Here is an 18,301-nt window from a genome sequence, read left to right as displayed (position 1 = left end):
GCGCCCCGTGCCAAATTCGCAGCATCCATAACCCGCATCTCGCGCCGACCGGATCACCCTGCCGATGAAGCTGCCAAAATCCCTCAAGTCCGCGGCCAGTGCGGTCGTCTTCGTGGCCCTGTTCGCCGGCTATTACTGGTATGAGCATCGTCCCCATCACACCGCCGAGGAGCCGCCGATGCAGGCCCAGGTGCTGGTGACCAAGGCGGTGAAGGCCTGCTTCTCAGATCTCGTGCGCGTCACCGGCTTCGTCGTGGCCCGCCGCGAGGCGGTGGTCGGCGCCGATCAGGAAGGCTCGCGGGTCATCGACGTTCTGGTCAAGGAGGGCGACACCGTTACCGAGAACCAGGAGCTGGCGCGCCTGACGCCGTCACCGCCGCAGCCGGGAGCGCCGGCGGCGGCCGCGAACCGGCCCGTGTCGCTGCGCGCGCCGGCGGCAGGACTCGTCACCGAGGTCCGCACGATCGCCGGTGCGCCGGCCTCGCCGCAGGCCGGTCCGATGTTCCGCATCGCCGTGAACAACGAGCTGGAGCTCGACGCCGAGGTTCCGAGCGTTCATCTCCTGAAGCTCGGCACGGGCGCGCCGGTGCGCATCACTCGCGACAACCTACCCGACATTGTCGGCCGCCTGCGCGTGGTGGCGCCGCAGGTCGACCGGACCACCCAGCTGGGCCATGTGCGCATCGCGCTGACCAGCAATCCGTCGCTCAAGCCCGGCATGTTCGCGCGCGCCAATATCGATGCCCGGCGGAGCTGCGGCGTCGCCGTGCCCAATACGGCGATCGATCATCTCACCATCCAGGTCGTGAAGGGCAACACGATCGAGACCCGCCGGGTGCGGGTCGGCCTGGTGTCGGATACGGCGAGCGAGATCCTCGACGGGCTGACAGAGGGAGAAATCGTGGTGGCCGACGCCGGCAGCTCGCTGCACGATGGCGACCAGATCAAGACCATGTTTGCCGAAGACATCGATCGCACGCGGGTACGCTGATGGCACTGAACATTTCGGCATGGTCGATCAGGAACCCGCTGCCGTCGATCCTCTTCTCCATCATCCTGCTGATCCTGGGCTGGATGAGCTTCACCAAGCTCGCGGTCACCCGGCTGCCGAACGCCGACATTCCGGTGATCTCGGTCGCGGTGGCGCAGTTCGGCGCGGCGCCGTCGGAGCTTGAATCCCAGGTCACCAAGATCATCGAGGACGGCGTCTCCGGCGTCGAGGGCGCGCGCCACATCCAGTCGCTGATCACCGACGGCCTGTCGGTGACGACGATTACGTTCGCGCTCGAGACCAACACCGATCGCGCCATCAACGACGTCAAGGACGCCGTGACCCGGGTGCGCTCCGACCTGCCGCAGAACGTCATCGAGCCGCTGATCTCGCGCGTCGACAAGATCGGCCTGCCGATCGTCACCTATGCGGCGATCTCACCGGGCAAGACGCCAGAGCAGCTGTCGTTCTTCGTGGACGACGTGGTCAAGCGCGAGCTGCAGGGCGTGCGCGGCGTCAGCCAGGTCGAGCGCATCGGCGGTGTCGAGCGCGAGATCCTGGTCTCGCTCGATCCCGACCGGCTGCAGGCCATGGGGCTCACCGCGGTCAATGTCAGCCAGAGCCTGCGCGGCACCAATGTCGACGTCGCCGGCGGCCGCGCCGAGATCGGCAAGAACGACCAGGCGATCCGCACGCTTGCCGGCGCGAAAACGCTGAACGAGCTGTCCAACACGATGATTCCCTTGTTCGGCGGCGGCGAGGTCCGGCTCGCCGATCTCGGCACCGTCACCGACACGATCGCCGATCGCCGTACCTTTGCGCGCTTCAACGGCGAGCCGGTGGTCGCGCTCGGCATCAAGCGCTCCAAGGGAGCCAGCGACGTGGTCGTCGCGGCCGCCGTGCAAAAGCGCATCGACCAGGTGAAGGCCGCCCATCCCGACGTCGATCTGAAGCTGATCGACACCTCGGTCGAGTTCACCAAAGGCAACTACGAGGCCGCGATCTCGACCCTGTTCGAGGGCGCGATCCTGGCCGTCATCATCGTGCTCCTGTTCCTGCGCGACTTCAGGGCCACGGTGATCGCGGCGATCTCGCTGCCGCTGTCGATCTTCCCCGCCTTCTGGGCGATGGACATCCTCGGCTTCTCGCTGAACATGGTCTCGTTCCTGGCGATCACGCTGTCGACCGGCATTCTCGTCGACGACGCCATCGTCGAGATCGAGAACATCGTGCGCCACATGCGGATGGGGAAGTCGCCCTATCGCGCGGCGCTCGATGCTGCCGACGAGATCGGGCTCGCGGTCATCGCGATCAGCCTCACCATCATCGCGATCTTTGCACCGGCGAGCTTCATGTCCGGCATCGCCGGCCAGTTCTTCAAGCAGTTCGGCATCACCGTCTCGGTTCAGGTGTTCTTCTCGCTGCTGGCGGCGCGCTTCGTCACGCCGATGCTGGCGGCCTACTTCCTCAAGCATCACGACCATGACGATCCGCCGCCGGGGTTCATCCTGCGTGCCTATCAGCGCATCGTGACCTGGTCGGTAAAGCACTACTTTGTCACGGTGCTGCTCGGCATCGGGATCTTCGCTGCCTCGATCTGGAGTACGACGCTGCTGTCGCAAGGGTTCTTGCCGGCGCAGGACGCGGCGCGATCGCTGCTCGCGATCGAGCTGCCGCCGGGCGCGCAGCTCGCCTACACCGAGAAGGTCACCGAGGACATCGTCGCGCGCCTGCGCAAGCGGCCAGAGGTCCGCAGCGTGTTCGTCGACGGCGGCCGGCTCCAGGGCGCGATGGAGGTTCGCCGCGCCGGAATGATCGTCAACTACACGCCGAAGACTGAGCGCAAGATCACCCAGAAAGAGCTCGAACTCGAGATCACCAAGGATCTCGAAACCATTCCGGACATCCGTTTCTGGTTCACCGACGAAAACGGTCTGCGCCCGATCAAGCTGGTGCTGACAGGCTCGGATCCCAAGCTGGTCGACAACGTTGCGAGCGAGCTCGCCTCGCAGATGAAGCGGATTCCGATCATCTCCAACGTGGTGTCGGACACTTCGCTCGACCGGCCGGAATTGCGGGTGCAGCCGCGCGCCGACCTGGCCGCTCGTCTGGGCGTGTCCACCGAAAGCCTGTCGCAGACGATCCGCGTCGCCACGATCGGAGATGTCGGACCGGCGCTGGCGAAGTATGACGCCGGCGGCCGGCTGGTCCCGATCCGGGTGCAGCTCGAGGATGCAGCGCGCAGCGACGTGAAGATCCTGGAACAGTTGCGGGTGCCGCTCGGCCAGTACGGCGAAAAGGGCGGCGTGCCGCTGGCGGTGGTCGCCGACATCAAGCTCGACCAGGGGCCGACCAGCATCAGCCGCTACGATCGCGGGCGGCAGGCGACCGTCGCCGCCGACCTCGTCGGACTGGCGGCGCTCGGTGACGCAACCAAGCAGATCGATGAGCTGCCGGTCAGAAAGAGCATGCCTGCCAGCGTCAAGCTGATCCCGTCCGATGACGCCGAAAGCCTGAACGAGCTGGCCTCCGGCTTCGTCACGGCGATCACGGCGGGCCTGATGATCGTCTACGCCGTGCTGGTGCTGCTGTTCGGCACCTTCCTGCAGCCAATCACGATCCTGTTCTCGCTGCCGCTGTCGATCGGCGGGGCGATCGGAGCTCTGATGCTCACGGGCAAGCAGCTCACGATCCCGGTCTATATCGGCATGATGATGCTGATGGGTATCGTCACCAAGAACGCGATCATGCTGGTGGAGTTCGCGGTCGAGGCGATCCATGCCGGGATCAGGCGCGACGAGGCGATCATCGATGCCGGCATGAAGCGGGCGCGTCCGATCGTGATGACCACGATCGCGATGGTCGCCGGCATGATGCCGAGCGCGCTCGCGGTCGGTGCCGGCGGCGAGTTCCGCTCGCCGATGGCGCTGGCGGTGATCGGCGGGCTGGTGTTCTCGACCGTGCTGTCGCTGTTGTTCGTGCCGGCGATGTTCCTGGTGATGGACGATGTCGGCGCGTTGTTCGCCCGGCTCGGCCGCAAGCTGATCGTCTCCTCCGGCGAGGCCGCCGACGAGGCGCAGTCCGGCCATGAGCCGGAGGTGGGGCATCAGCCAAAGCCGCCGCCGTCGGCGATGTCGCCGGCTGCGGAATGAGATGACGTGCTTGGAACGAGCTGTTTCAGTTCGCGGTCGAGGGCATGCGGCGGCGGGCGCTGAGATCGTGGGCCTCGCTCGGCGTGCTCTCGAGCGGCGCGGCGGTCTCAGGCGGAACGATCAGGGCAACGAAGCCCTGGCTCGCGCCCTCCAGGCCGAACAGCTTGGTCCGGAGCGTGAAATCGGCCCGCACCGAACGTCGCGCCTGCGCCGCCGCAGCTTGCATGCCCGAGATGCAGGAGATGTCGGAGTCGTAGCAAAGCGCCGCCCAGCCTTGCGCGGTCAGCACTTTGGACGGAGGCTGCAGCTCGTGCGGGTGCACCAGCGCCATTTCATAGCGCGGATGGTCGGGACTGTAGAACGCGGCGGCAAAAGCAAGGCCGTCGTCGCCGCCGACGGCGGGGAGGACGCCGTTCGACGCCGTCCGCCACAGGCGGTCGAGCTCGGTCACGGCCGGCTCATAGAAGTTGCGGCCCTCGTTCAACGGAACGTAGTTCCGGTACAATGCATGGAGGGGCGCCACGACGGTGGCCGCGAATGCCGCGATCGCGATCGTCGCCGCGGCGAGATTGATCGTGATGTCTCGGGGAGCGTGATAGCTCGCGCCGCACACGATCACGATGACGAACAGGAAGACGCCCTGCAGGCCCCACAGCGGCGGCATGTCGGTGCCGAACACGACCGAGACCAGCGCGGGGAACACAATGGTCCCGATGCTGATTGTCGCCAGCAGCCGGAGCCCGGGTTCGAGGCTGAGCGCATCGTTCAGCACGCGGGTGGGGCGAGGCCGCGTCATGGCGAGCCATATGAGGCCGGGGATACCGGCGATGCCGGCCATCGCCAGCAGGAAACCGCTGCCCTCGACCAGGGCGGCCCCAGCGGTCTTGCCGACGTGATGCTCGATCGCATGCGAGAACGGCTGGGCGCCGGTCGTGGCCAGCCAATAGATGTGAGGTGCGAGCGCGGCCAGGCCGGACAGCGCCGCGATCCAGGGCGCGGACGAGGTGAAATAGGCCCGACGCTCGCCGTGACACAACGCTGCGACCGCAAAGCCCGCGATCAGGAAGACCGCGTAGTACTTGCCGAGCATGGCGAGTGCCGCGGTCAGGCCGGCTGCGACGGCCCAGCCGACGTGACGCGTCTCGAACGAGCGCAGGAAGCACCACGTCGCCAGCGGCCAGCTCGACAGCAGCACGGCGTTGGCGTTGAAGCGCTGCGCATGCAGTTGATAGACCGGCAGCAGCATGAGCAGCAGCAGTACGACCAGGCGCTTGTCACCGCGCGCGAAACGCCGGGTGATGAGGTCGACAGCCCAGAGGCCGACCGCGGCGTTGGTCAGCGCCAGCAGGTTGAACGACCAGTTGGTCAGCGGAAACACGGTGGTCCAGGCCCGCGCGGCCCAGCCCATCAGCGGCGGATGCTTGGTCGAGCCCCAGTCGAAGCTGCGTCCGAGCGACCAGGTTTCGATCACGTCCTGGTGGAGATCGCCTCCCAGATAGGCGATCGAGAAATACACCATCCAGACCGCGACGAACCCGACGATCAAGGCCGGAACGGCCCAACCATCCTCCACGGCGTCGATCCAGACCGCGAGAGCTTTGCGCCAACGGCCAACCGAACCACTGGCCTCGATCGCGATCGCCGGCAACGCAAGACTCATGATGTTACTTCCAACCACGCTCGTCTGGCGCGCAAAGCTCCACCCGCACGCAGCCGCGCGCGAGCAAATGGAACTCTCCGCCGCCGGATTGAACCCTGTTAGAATTGTTAAAAAGAGTTCATGTCGCAAATTGTGAGGCGTGGTGGCCCAATTGCGATCATGTTTGGCCGATGCCGATACCAAACGATGCACGACGGGCGGTTCCCGCCATGGACCGGACCCGCAATCGACAAATTCGCGGTGAACGAAGCTGGGCGCCCGGCTTGCTACTCGTTGCGTGCGATCGTGTTCAGCTTCGTCAGGTCATGCAGCAGGATGCGGCCGCGTTGCAGATCCAGGATCTTGTCCTTGCGCCAGGCCTGCAACTGGCGGTTCACGCTTTCACGCGCCGCGCCGACGAAGACGCCGAGCTGTTCCTGCGAGATATGAACCTCGGAGCCGAAATCCTCCGCCAGCGCGCACAGCCGGCGTGCCAGCCGGACCGGCAGCGGCTGCAGCACCGATTCCTCCATTCGCTCGCTCTGCCAGCGGATGCGCTGGCACAGCAGCTGAATGATCCTGATCGCCACCTTGGGCTCGCGTTCCAGGAAGCTGAGGAAATCCTCGCGGCGAAGCACGAACAGCTCGGACGCTTCACCGGCCGTGGCGTCCGCCGTGCGCTCCTGCCCGTCGAGCACGGCGACCTCGCCGAACAGATCGCCGGGCCCCATGAAGTTGAGGGTCAGCCGGCTGCCGTCGGTGGCGCCGGTCTCGATGCGAATTTGGCCGCGCCGCACCCCGAACAGGGCATTGCCGGGGTCGCCCTTCTGGAACAGCACCTCGCCCGACGACAGGTGCTGGGTGTGACAGAGGCTCGAGATTCGCTGCAGCTCGTCCGCGCCGAGGTCGGCGAACATCGGGTTCATCTTCAGAATGACCGCAAATTCGGCCTGCTTGCTCATCACTATACCTTCGGCAGTGGTTCAGAGCCCGAGTTACAGAATCCGCCCGGGCGGAAGTGTGTCATAAGTCACATAATGGCGCACGCGCTCACGACTATGTTGGTCGCTCTCGGAGCGGTCTTCGTTCCGAGAAAAATTCGGATTGAACCGGGTCGGCGTTGCCGCACGCTAACCCGTGGAGACCGCTCGCGCCTTGCGCTTGGGACATCGACATGAAGGCATTGAAGATCGCAGGCGGTTTGATTGGCGCCGTCATCGTCGTGCTCGCTCTGGCGCTCGCTTTTGGACTTCCGGCGAGCTTCCTCACGGTCGCCATCCAAGACCGCGTCGAGCGTGACACCGGCTATCGCCTGAGCATCGCCGGCTCGGCAAGCGTCAGCCTGTGGCCGTCGCTGCATGCGACCCTGACGGACATCACCCTGCAGGATCCGAAGGAGCGGGACGGCAACAATCGGCTGACGATCGGCACGCTGCAGGCCGACGTGGCGCTGTCGAGCCTGTGGTCCGGCCGGCCCGACATCGGCGAGATCATCATCGACAAGCCCACACTCTATCTGCCGCTGCTGCGCGAACGGCTGCGGGACAACGCGCCGCGCAGCCGTATCTCGGCGAAGTCGGAAGCGGCGCCTGCGGTCCGGATCGAACGGGTCACCGTCAGGGACGGCGCTGTCATCCTCTCCAATCCGCGCGACCGCGTCGAGAATCGGCTCGAGGGCATCGGCGCGACGGCGTCTCTGTCCGACGGCAAGGTCAAGATCACGGGCGCGGCCCGTGCCGGCGGCCGCCCGGTGACGTTCGACGTCACAGCGGCGGCGCCTGCACTGCCAATTGACCGCCAGACGCTGCCGGTCGATTTCAAGATCGACATGGCCAATGCATTTCGCGGAGTCCTTGCTGGCCGCGCCGACGTTCGGCTGAATGGCCCGGTGGTGATGATCAACGGCCTCAGCGGTACGCTTGGCGATGGCGATTTCAACGGCTGGGCCTCGGTCGATCTCGCGAGCAAGCCGCTGGTGAAGGTCGATCTCGACGTTCGCCGGCTCGACTTGGGAGCACCTGCGGGGCAGGGCTCTGCCGGCGCGTCGGGATGGAGCACGGCGGCAATCGACTTGCGCGGTCTCAACTACGTCGATGCGCGCGTGAAGCTGTCGGCGACGGATGTCGTTCTCTCCGGGGCTCGCCTCGGTCCGCTTGATCTCGAAGCCTCGCTGGCCGGCGGCCTGCTGAAGGCGACCGTCGCCAATCTTGGCGCCTATGACGGGCAGGCCAGTGGCGAGGTCGTGATCGACGCCTCCACGGGCAATCCGGCCTATGCGATGCACTGCGATCTCGTCGGCATCCGGGCGCTGCCGCTGCTCTCGAGCGTCGCCGGATTCGACAAGCTCGATGCGCGGATGCAGGGCAAGCTGGCCTTGCGCTCCAGCGGCGCCAGCCAGCAGGCTCTCATGAGCAACCTGAGCGGCTCGGCGTTCCTGCTGTTCCAGGACGGCGCTATCCGCGGCATCAACGTCGCGCAGATGATCCGCTCATTGACGGCCAATCCGCTGTCGGGATGGCAGGATTCGAAGGAGCTGACGACCGATCTCACGCAGCTCTCGGCCTCGTTCCAGGTCGAGCGCGGGCAGGCCGCCACCAGTGACCTCAACCTGGTCGGACCGCTGGTCAAGGTCACCGGTGCGGGGACGATCGATCTGAGCAATCGGGCGCTGGCGATGCGCGTCGAGCCGAAGCTCGTGATGACGACCGAGGGGCAGGGCCGCACCTCGGAGCCGGTTGGTCTCGGGATTCCCATCGTCATCGACGGCCCCTGGAGTCAGCCGCGCTTCTACCCCGACATGGCCGGCATCCTCGACAATCCGGATGCTGCCTACGCCAGGCTCAAGCAGATGGGCCAGGGCCTGTTCGGCAAGGACGGAGCCGGGCTGAACAATCTGATCAACGGCATCGGCGGCCTCATCGGAAATGCTGCGCCCAACGCCGGTTCGAACGGCGCGCCATCGACGGTGGCTCCGAACGCGCAGGCCCCGGCGGCCGGCCAATCCGACCTGCTCGGCGGCGATCTCGGATCGGCGATCGGCAATCTGATTCAGCAAGGGCTGCAGCAGGGCGCGCAGCCGCAGGCCAAGGGCCGCGGCCGTACGCTGGTTGCGCCCCAGGGCGGCGCTGTTCCGCCGTCTTCGGGCGATGCCGGCCAGGGCTCGGCGGAGGCCGCCCCCGCCGAGCCTCGGCAGGACGGCGCGCAGGATAGCCAGCCGATGAACGACGTACTGAAGCGAATCTTCAATAGGTAATATAGAACCGCAGGCAACCGAATCCGCAGGGATCTCCTCCGAGCGGTGGAGGGGTTCAAGGCCAACCGCGCAAACAACGGGCGGCGCGGGTGCGCACTGCACGCGCGGCTCTGCTTGTCATTATGTGCTAAACGGATGCCGGCGACGGACCGTCTCGCACCCGCACGGTCCCGTCTCCGAGGTGTCGCTGCCGCGAGGACGGCAGCGGACGCGCTTGTCCGAGGCTGACCTCGGCGATGACGCGCGTGAGGGGTCCGGATGAACGAGGTCGAGAACAGAGGCTGGTCGTTGCGGCAGGGCCTGTTCGCCAAATACGTCGTGTCGCTGGTCGGGCTCGTCGTGTTCGTCCTGGCCGTGAATGGCGCGACCGAAACCTGGATCAGCTATCAGTCCACCAAAGCGAGCCTGACCGCCGCCATGGCCGAAAAGGCCGACGCCAGCGCCCGGCGGATCGATCAGGCGCTCTCGGATCTGCAGCGACAGATCAGCTGGGTGACGCGGGCGAGCGCCAATACGCTGGAGCTCCGCCGCGCCGACTACGTGCAACTGCTGAGTCAGGCGCCGGCTGTGCGGCAGCTCTATCAGCTCGACGGTCAGGGCCGGGAACAGCTCCGGGTGTCGCGCACCTCGATCGCGTTCTCCTCGGGCAACGATCTGTCGCGCGACCTGCGCTTCACCGACACCGTCACGCACGGCAGCAATTTCTCCGCTGTGACCTTCAAGGGTGCGCAGCCGACGATGTCGATCTCGGTCGCGCATTCCGGCTTCAATGCCGGTGTGACCGTGGCCGACATCGACCTCGACTTTCTCGAAGACTTCATGACCGAGGCGCAGATCGGCAAGGTCGGCACCGCCTACGTGGTGGATCCGCGCGGCCAGGTGCTGGCGAGCTCGGCGAGGGGGCCGGCGGTCGGTCAGGACCTCTCCAAGCTGCCGCAGGTCGCGGCGGTGCTCACGCCGGATGGCCAGCCGCTGGCCTCCGGTACGGACAGCGCCGGCCACGCCGTGCTCTCGGCGGTCGCGACGCTCCCCAAGCTCGGCTGGTCCGTGTTCTTCGAACAGTCTACCGCGCACGCATTGGCGCCGATCCGCGATCAGCTGTTGCGCGGGGCGCTGTTGATTGCGCTCGGTCTTGCCGTTGCGATCCTCGCGGGCTCGCTGCTGGCGCGACGCATGCTCGTCCCGATCACCGCGTTGCGCGCCGGCGCGCGCAAGCTCGGCGCCGGCGATTTCGCCCAGCGCATCGAGGTGAAGACGAATGACGAGCTGGAGGAGCTCGCCGATCAGTTCAACAGCATGGCCGGCCAGCTCGCGCAGTCCTATGCCGTGCTGGAAGCCAAGGTCGAGGAGCGTACGCGCGATCTGGCTCAGTCGATCAATGAGCTGAAGGTGCTCGAGGAGGTCGGCCGCGCGGTGGCCTCCTCGCTCGATCTCAATGCCGTGCTGCCGACGGTGGCGGCCCGGGCGCTGGAGATCACCAAGACCGACGCCGTGCTGATCTATTCCTATGAGGCCGCCGAACGCGGCTTCAGGCTGGTGGAGGCCAAGGGCGTCGACCGGGACGGCGCGCACAATGTGCTGGACGAGCGGACGAGCCTGCTCTCCGACTCCGTGCGCAGCGGCGAGCCGATCGCGATCGCCGAGCTCGAAAGCGCACCCGATCACCCGCTGCGTGACGTCGCGGTCGCCGCCGGCTTTCACGCCGTGCTGTTCACGCCGCTGGTCGATCAGCAGGGCGTGCTCGGCGCGCTCGTGGTGCTCCGGCGGTCGGCCGGCACGTTCCCGCCGAACCTGATCGGACTGATGCGGACATTTGCCAACCAGGCCGTGCTGGCGATGCGCAACGCACGACTGTTCACCGAGGTCGATCAGAAGGGCCGCGAGCTCGCGCTGACCCACGCGACGGTGCAGCAGCAGGCCGAAAAGCTCACCGAGCAGACCGAGCAGCTGCGCGAATGGAACAAGTCGCTCGAGGAGCGGGTCGAGAAGCAACTGGCGGAGATCGAGCGGATCAGACGGCTGGAGCGCTTCCTGGCGCCGCAGGTCGCGCAGATCATCGCGTCGTCGGACGGCCATGATGCGCTGCTGGAAAGCCACCGCCGCGAGGTCACGGTGGTGTTCTGCGATCTGCGCGGCTTCACCGCGTTTACCGAGACGACCGAGCCCGAAGAGGCGATGAACGTGCTGCGTGAATATCACGCCGCGCTCGGCAAGCTCATCTTCAAATATGAGGGCACGCTCGATCGCTATGCCGGCGACGGCGTGATGATCCTGTTCAATGCGCCGATCCGGTTCGAGGATCACACCATGCGCGCGGTGAAGATGGCTCTCGAAATGCGCGACGAGATCGGCCAATTGACGGAGCGCTGGAAAAATCGCGGCCATAGCCTGGGGTTCGGCGTCGGCATTGCACTGGGGTATGCGACGCTCGGCCAGGTCGGCTTCGAGCACCGGCTCGAATACGCCGCGATCGGCAGCGTCACCAATCTCGCCTCGCGGCTATGCGACGAAGCCAAGGCAGGACAAGTGATCGTGTCGCGCCGGGTGTTCGGCGTGGTCGAACAGTCGGTCGATGCCAGGCCGATCGACGACCTGCATCTCAAGGGCTTCAATCACCCGGTGCTGGCGATGGAGATTTTGCGCTGGCGCGGAGAGGGCGCCGACGTGGTCGAAGTCGAGGAGCGGCGGCGATCGTCGGCGACTAACAAGTAGGGCGGGCAAAGGCGCGCGGCGCCTTGCTCGTCGTCGACGGCAGTCTCGCGCGCCCCCGTGCCCATCGCTGTCGTTTGACGAAGGATGTGGGCACGGGTCACCTTCGGCGCTTTGCCCACCGGACGAAGCTCGGCTCAATAGGCCTGCTTCGCATCGGCCTCCTCGCTGGTCTGGATCAGATCGAGGCTCTCCTCGATCTTGCCGATCAGGCGGTCGAACGTCTTGCGCTCGTCGGCCGACAGGCATGCCATGATTTCGCGCTCGCGCTGCTGCAAACGCGGGATCAGCTCCTCGTAAAGCGTCTTGCCCTTACGTGTCAGGCGCAGACGGAACTCGCGGCGATCCTCGGCGTTCTCGACGCGCTCGATCAGCCGCCGCTCCAGCAACGACGTCACGGCCCGGCTGATGGTCGATTTGTGCGTGCGGGTGCACGCCGCGACATATTGCGCGCTGCAGGCCTCGCGGCGGAAGCCGAGCGTCGCGAGCACGCGCCATTCCGGAATGTCGAGCCCATAGCGCTCCCGATATTCGACGGCGAGCGCCGCGCTGACCTCGGCGGCCAGACGGTTGAGCCGGAATGGCGCGAACTTGAACAGGTCGAGCCGCTCGTCTTCCTGCGGCACTGCGGCATTTCGGTCATCCTCGACCGGCTTCGCCTGCCGCCTGGACGCCGCGCTGGATGGCTTCGCCAAGATCGCGCTCCGATTTTTGAGTTGACGCGGCCGAAGCCGTCGGCTTTAGAATAGTTGCAGGTGAGACTATCTGGCAAGACGGCCGAATGGCCTCGCCCGAGGAAATGTCGGTCGCTTCGAAAGTCGTCGCTTCGAAAGTCCAAGAAAACCACAAGGCGAGCAAGCCATGGTGCAGGCCAATCCGGGGCAGGGCGCGAGCCAGGCGAAGGTTCAGTTCGGCTATCATCGGCACGAAGACCAGGATCAGGCCACGCCGGCCGCGCATCCGGTCGTCGTCGTGGGTGCGGGTCCCGTCGGGCTGTCGTTCGCGATCGATCTTGCGCAGCGCGGCCATGCCGTCGTGGTGCTCGATGATGCCGACCGTATCGGCGAGGGCTCGCGCGCGATCTGCTTCTCCAAGCGCTCGCTGGAATATTGGGATCGCCTCGGCGTCGGCGACCGGATGGTCGACAAGGGCGTGGTGTGGAACGTCGGCCGCATCTTCCACGGTCCGTCCGAGCTCTATCAGTTCAACCTGCTGCCGGAGCCCGGGCACAAGCGGCCGGCCTTCATCAACCTGCAGCAGTTCTACGCCGAGGCCTATCTGGTCGATCGCGTCAACGCGCTGCCGGAGATCTCGCTGCGCTGGCGCAACAAGGTGACGGCGCTGGAGCAGCGCAACGATCATGTCGTGCTGACGATCGAGACGCCGGATGGCGCCTATCGGCTATCGGCGCAATACGTGATCGCCTGCGATGGCGCGCGCTCCTCGCTGCGCCAGATGGTCGGCGCGGGTTTTTCCGGCAAGGTGTTCGAGGATCAGTTCCTGATCGCCGACGTCAGGATGACGGCTGAATTCCCCACCGAGCGCTGGTTCTGGTTCGATCCGCCGTTCCATGCCGGGCGCTCGGCGCTGTTGCACCGGCAGCCGGACAATGTCTGGCGCATCGACCTGCAGCTCAGTCGGTATGCCGATCCCAACGTCGAGAAGCAGCCGGAGAATGTGCGGCCACGGATCGCGCGCATGCTCGGCCATGATCAGTTCGAATTCGAATGGATCTCGCTCTACAAATTCCAGTGCCGGCGCATGGAACGCTTCATTCATGGTCGCGTCGTTTTTGCCGGCGATTCCGCCCATCAGGTCTCGCCGTTCGGCGCGCGCGGTGCCAATTCGGGGCTGGAGGATGCCGAGAACTTGGCCTGGAAGCTCGATCGCGTGCTGCGCGGTACCTCGCCCGCGGCGCTGCTCGAAACCTATCATCTGGAGCGAAGCGCAGCGGCCGACGAAAACATTCGCGAGTCCACGCGGGCGACGGATTTCATGGCGCCGAATTCGCACCAGGAGGCGCGGCTACGCAAGGTGGTGCTCGCGCTCGCCAGGGACACCGAATTCGGCAAGCGCATGGTCAATGGCGGCCGGCTGTCGGTTCCCTCGGTCTACCAGACGCCGCTGTCGACCGAAGACGACGAGGCTTGGCACAGTGGCCCTTGTCCGGGAACATCGATGCCGGATGCGCCGCTCGAGACGGCAGACGGACGGCACCTTCATCTCACCGATGCATTCAATGCTCAGGGCCGGCGTTTCACCCTGCTGTCCTTTGCCAATGGTGAGGCGATCGATGTGCCCGACGATGTCGGTGTCGTCAGCATCGGCGGTCCGAATGGACTTGCCGATGGCGAGGGTTTCGCGGGCAAGCGTTACGGGGCCGAACCCGGCACATCCTATCTGCTGCGTCCGGACGGCTATGTCGCGGCGCGCTTCCGGCATCCGCGCCGCGCCGCGATCGCGGCGGCGGTCGCACGCGCCTCCGGCCTGAGCTGAGGAGCCGCAACGATGACACTCTCGACCGCTTCCAATTTCGCCAAGCCCGACGATGCCTTTCGCGCCATCGTCGAAGCCCATCGGGGCCTCTCGGACCTCGAAAGCGCCGACCTCGATGCGGCATTGGTCCTGATCCTCGCCAATCACATCGGTGACATCGGTGTGCTGGGCGAGGCGATCGCGCTGGCGAAACGCAGCATGGCGGATGCCGGCCAACAGCAACAACAGCAGCAGCAATAGGCTGCTGCGCACACAAGGAATGAAGTGATGGCGAAAGGTTTCGCATCGACCACGGATCTCGCCGAGAAGAAGGTCACCTTCTCGGAGATCGGCCCGGATCTCTATGCTTTCACGGCGGAGGGCGACCCGAACTCTGCGGTCATCGTCGGCGACGACGGCTGCATCGTGTTCGATGCCCAGGCGACGCCGGCGATGGCCAACAAGGTGATCGAGCGCGTCAGGACGGTGACCGACAAGCCGATCAAATATGTCGTGCTGTCGCACTACCACGCGGTGCGCGTGCTCGGCGCCTCGGCCTATCACGCGCAGGGCATTGTTGCGTCGCAGGAGACGCGCCGGCTGATCGTGGAGCGGGGACAGCAGGACTGGGACTCCGAATACGGCCGCTTCCCGCGCCTATTCCAGGATGCCGAGAGCATTCCTGGCCTGACCTGGCCGACGCTCACCTTCGATGGCGAGATGACGATCCATCTCGGCAAGCGCGAGGTGCAACTGATCCAGCTCGGTGCGGGCCATACGTCCGGTGACATCGTCGCCTGGGTGCCGGACGCCGAGGTGATGTTCTCCGGCGATCTCATCGAATATCACTCGGCCTGTTATTGCGGCGACGCCTATTTGCGCGAATGGCCGTCGACCCTGAACGAGGTCCGCGACTTCAATCCCAAGGCGATCGCGCCCGGCCGCGGCGACGCGCTGAAGGGCGAGACCACGGTGCGCGAGGCGATCGCGATGACGCGCGACTTCGTCTCGTCGCTGTATGGCGCGGCCGAGATGTCGGTCGCCAGGGGGCGCAGCCTCAAGGAGTCCATGGCCGCCACGCGCGAAGTGATGGATCCGAAATTCTCGAGCTTCGCCATCTACGAGCACTGCCTGCCGTTCAACGTGTCGCGCGCCTATGACGAAGCCAGCGGCATCGACGATCCCGTGATCTGGACCGCCGAGCGCGACCGCGAGATGTGGGCCCGCCTGCAAGGAGAAGGATGATGAACATCAACACATCGCCTGACCAGTTGCACCGCGCATCGGGACAGGTCACGCCGGGCTACATGTCCGGCTTCGGCAATTCGTTCGAGACCGAGGCGCTGCCCGGCGCGCTGCCGATCGGGCGCAACTCGCCGCAGCGCTGCGCCTATGGGCTCTACGCCGAGCAGCTGTCTGGCTCGCCGTTCACCGCGCCGCGCGGCTCCAACGAGCGCTCCTGGCTGTACCGCATCCGGCCCTCGGTGAAGCACTCCGGCCGATTCGCGAAGGTCGATGCCGGGTTGTGGCGCACCGCGCCGTGTCACGAGCAGGAGATCACGGTGCAGCAGCTGCGCTGGGATCCGACGCCGCTTCCGGCAGGCGATGTGACGTTTCTGCAGGGTGTGCAGACCATGACCACGGCCGGCGATGCCACGACCCAGGCCGGCATGGCGGCGCATGTCTACGTCATCACCAAGTCGATGGTCGACCAGCACTTCTACGATGCCGACGGCGAGCTGATGTTCGTGCTGCAGCAGGGCCGTTTGCTGTTCGTCACCGAGTTCGGCCGCATCGACGCCGAGCCTGGCGAGATCGTCGTGATCCCGCGCGGCGTCAAGTTCCGGGTGGAGATTCCGGCGGGACCGGCACGTGGCTATCTCTGCGAGAATTATGGCGGCGCCTTCACCTTGCCGGAGCGCGGCCCGATCGGCGCGAATTGTCTTGCCAATGCGCGCGACTTCCTGACCCCGGTGGCCTCGTATGAGGACAAGGATACGCCGACCGAACTCTACGTGAAATGGGGCGGCGCGCTGTTCAAGACCGAGCTCAGGCACTCGCCGATCGACGTCGTTGCCTGGCACGGCAACTACGCGCCGTATAAATATGACCTGCGCACCTTCTCGCCGGTCGGCGCCATCGGCTTCGATCATCCCGATCCGTCGATCTTTACCGTGCTGACCTCGCCGTCGGAAACCGCCGGCACGGCCAACATCGATTTCGTGATCTTCCCCGAGCGCTGGATGGTGGCCGACAACACTTTCCGTCCGCCGTGGTATCACATGAACATCATGTCGGAGTTCATGGGTCTGATCTACGGCGTCTATGACGCCAAGCCGCAGGGCTTCGTGCCCGGCGGCATGAGCCTGCACAATTGCATGCTGCCGCACGGGCCAGATCGCGAGGCGTTCGATCACGCCAGCAATGGCGAGTTGAAGCCGGTGAAGCTCACGGGCACGATGGCCTTCATGTTCGAGACGCGCTTCCCGCAGCGGATCACCAAGCACGCCGCGGAGTCCGGCACCATGCAGAGCGACTACGCCGATTGCTGGAACGGACTGGAGAAGCGTTTCGATCCGAACAGGCCTTGAACTGGGAGAATGCCGTCATGGCCGGGCTTGACCCGGCCATCCACGACATTCTCTGTGCGGTGAGAGATGGATGCCCGGGTCAAGCCCGGGCATGACGACGTAGTCCGGAGAAGCATTTTGACTCATCCCAACGATCCCTCGCTCCGCTCCTTCATCCCGGTCGATCCAGCCTCCGACTTCCCGATCCAGAACCTGCCCTACGGTGTGTTCTCCGCCGCCGATTCGCCAAAGCCACGCGTCGGTGTCGCCATCGGCGAGTTCGTGCTCGACCTCGCCGTGCTCGAGGACGAAGGCCTGCTCGATCTGGCGCCGGCCTATGAGGTGTTCGCGCAATCCTCGCTGAATGCCTTCATGGCGCTCGGCCCCGCCGTGTGGTCGAAGACGCGGGCTGCGATCAGCGCACTGCTGCGCCACGACAATCCGCGGCTGCGTGACGACAAGCCGCTGCGCAGCCGGGCGCTGCTGCCGCGCCAGGACGTCACGTTGCATCTGCCGTTCGACGTCGCCGGCTACACCGATTTCTATTCGTCGAAGGAGCACGCCACGAATGTCGGCGTCATGTTCCGCGGCAAGGACAATGCGCTGCAGCCGAACTGGCTGCACATGCCGATCGGCTATAATGGCCGCGCCTCGACCGTGATCGTCTCCGGCACCAAGGTGCGCCGGCCGCGCGGGCAATTGAAGCCGCCGAGCGCCGAGGTGCCGAGCTTCGGGCCGTGCAAGCGGCTCGATTTCGAGCTGGAGATGGGCGTCGTCATCGGCCAGTCGTCGCCGCTCGGCGAGATGCTGAGCGAGGCGCAGGCGGAGGCGATGATCTTCGGCTTCGTGCTGCTCAACGACTGGAGCGCACGCGATATCCAGCAATGGGAATATGTGCCCCTCGGCCCGTTCCAAGCCAAGGCGTTTGCGACGTCGATCAGCCCGTGGGTGGTGACGCGGGAGGCGCTGGAGCCGTTCCGCGTGTCGGGGCCAACGCAGGATCCAACGCCGCTGCCCTACCTGCAGCAGAAGGCCGCGCAGAACTACGATCTCTCCCTCGACGTGGCCTTGCGTGCCTCCGGCAGCAACGCCGCGCAGACCATCGCGCAGACCAATTTCAGGTACATGTACTGGTCGAGCGTGCAGCAGCTGATGCACCATGCCTCGTCCGGCTGTGCCATGAGTGTCGGCGATCTCCTCGGGTCCGGCACGATCTCCGGCCCGGAGAAGCATCAGCGCGGCAGCCTGCTGGAGATCAGTTGGAATGGCACCGAGCCGGTCGAGCTCGCCGGCGGCGTGAAGCGCACGTTTCTTGAGGACGGCGACTCTCTGGTGATGCGCGGCTGGTGCCAGGGCAACGGCTATCGGGTCGGCTTCGGCGAGGTCGAAGGCACGATCGTCGCGGCCGAGTAGCCACTCCACCCACCGCCGTCATTCCGGGGCGGCCCGCAGGGCCGAGCCCGGAATCCATAACCACAGGCGGATGTGGTGACGCGAGCCGCCCGTGGCTAA

General features: G+C 65.9%; 12 protein-coding genes. 9 read left to right on the top strand and 3 right to left on the bottom strand.

What is annotated here, in order from left to right:
* Positions 1–64: 64 nt before the first annotated feature.
* The gene (locus QX132_RS19595) at positions 65–991 is read left to right on the top strand and encodes an efflux RND transporter periplasmic adaptor subunit (RefSeq protein WP_316162491.1); all 927 of its coding nucleotides are present in this window, start codon (positions 65–67) and stop codon (positions 989–991) included.
* On the top strand, positions 991–4,143 hold the full coding sequence (locus tag QX132_RS19590; RefSeq protein ID WP_316162489.1) for an efflux RND transporter permease subunit: 3,153 nt from the start codon (positions 991–993) through the stop codon (positions 4,141–4,143). Before QX132_RS19595 ends, QX132_RS19590 begins: the two co-directional genes overlap by 1 nt.
* A 25-nt stretch (positions 4,144–4,168) precedes the next feature.
* Here the strand turns inward: QX132_RS19590 and QX132_RS19585 are convergent, their stop codons facing one another.
* Together QX132_RS19585 and QX132_RS19580 are read right to left on the bottom strand one after the other, a co-directional pair.
* Positions 4,169–5,803: a glycosyltransferase family 39 protein gene (locus tag QX132_RS19585; protein ID WP_316162487.1), complete on the bottom strand. Its 1,635-nt coding sequence runs from the start codon at positions 5,801–5,803 to the stop codon at positions 4,169–4,171.
* 266 nt (positions 5,804–6,069) lie between these two features.
* Complete coding sequence (locus QX132_RS19580; protein WP_315740764.1) at positions 6,070–6,744, bottom strand: Crp/Fnr family transcriptional regulator; 675 nt, start codon at positions 6,742–6,744, stop codon at positions 6,070–6,072.
* A 212-nt stretch (positions 6,745–6,956) separates the two neighbouring features.
* Here QX132_RS19580 and QX132_RS19575 point away from each other — a divergent pair, with 212 nt between their 5' ends.
* A complete protein-coding gene (locus QX132_RS19575) occupies positions 6,957–9,035 on the top strand; it encodes an AsmA family protein (RefSeq protein ID WP_316162485.1) in 2,079 nt (692 codons plus the stop codon).
* Between the two features lie 258 nt (positions 9,036–9,293).
* Entirely contained in the window at positions 9,294–11,747 is a 2,454-nt protein-coding gene (locus QX132_RS19570; RefSeq protein ID WP_316162484.1) for an adenylate/guanylate cyclase domain-containing protein, read from the top strand.
* A gap of 134 nt (positions 11,748–11,881) precedes the next feature.
* On the opposite strand, the gene QX132_RS19565 is transcribed toward QX132_RS19570, so the two are convergent.
* Positions 11,882–12,439 carry a MarR family winged helix-turn-helix transcriptional regulator gene (locus QX132_RS19565; protein WP_316162482.1) on the bottom strand — a complete coding sequence of 186 codons (558 nt, stop codon included), beginning with the start codon at positions 12,437–12,439 and terminating at the stop codon, positions 11,882–11,884.
* A 166-nt stretch (positions 12,440–12,605) separates the two neighbouring features.
* On the opposite strand from QX132_RS19565, the gene QX132_RS19560 reads away from it, so the two are divergent.
* The 5 genes from QX132_RS19560 (at position 12,606) to fahA (ending at position 18,202) form a co-directional block, all read left to right on the top strand.
* A complete protein-coding gene (locus QX132_RS19560; RefSeq protein ID WP_316162480.1) occupies positions 12,606–14,240 on the top strand; it encodes an FAD-dependent oxidoreductase in 1,635 nt (544 codons plus the stop codon).
* Between the two features lie 12 nt (positions 14,241–14,252).
* Positions 14,253–14,480: a DUF2783 domain-containing protein gene (locus QX132_RS19555; RefSeq protein ID WP_315750764.1), complete on the top strand. Its 228-nt coding sequence runs from the start codon at positions 14,253–14,255 to the stop codon at positions 14,478–14,480.
* A 27-nt stretch (positions 14,481–14,507) separates the two neighbouring features.
* Entirely contained in the window at positions 14,508–15,464 is a 957-nt protein-coding gene (locus QX132_RS19550) for an MBL fold metallo-hydrolase (RefSeq protein ID WP_316162479.1), read from the top strand.
* Entirely contained in the window at positions 15,464–16,810 is a 1,347-nt protein-coding gene (gene hmgA, locus QX132_RS19545; protein ID WP_316162477.1) for a homogentisate 1,2-dioxygenase, read from the top strand. The genes QX132_RS19550 and hmgA overlap by 1 nt, the downstream gene beginning before the upstream one ends.
* A gap of 117 nt (positions 16,811–16,927) precedes the next feature.
* The gene (fahA, locus tag QX132_RS19540; protein ID WP_316162475.1) at positions 16,928–18,202 is read left to right on the top strand and encodes a fumarylacetoacetase; all 1,275 of its coding nucleotides are present in this window, start codon (positions 16,928–16,930) and stop codon (positions 18,200–18,202) included.
* The last annotated feature ends 99 nt before the right edge of the window (positions 18,203–18,301 follow it).

The sequence above is a fragment of the Bradyrhizobium sp. SZCCHNRI20481 genome (assembly GCF_032485055.1).
Lineage (GTDB): Bacteria > Pseudomonadota > Alphaproteobacteria > Rhizobiales > Xanthobacteraceae > Bradyrhizobium.
The sequence above is the reverse complement of the archived record's forward strand: the minus strand, read 5'-3'. Positions and strand labels throughout refer to the sequence as shown.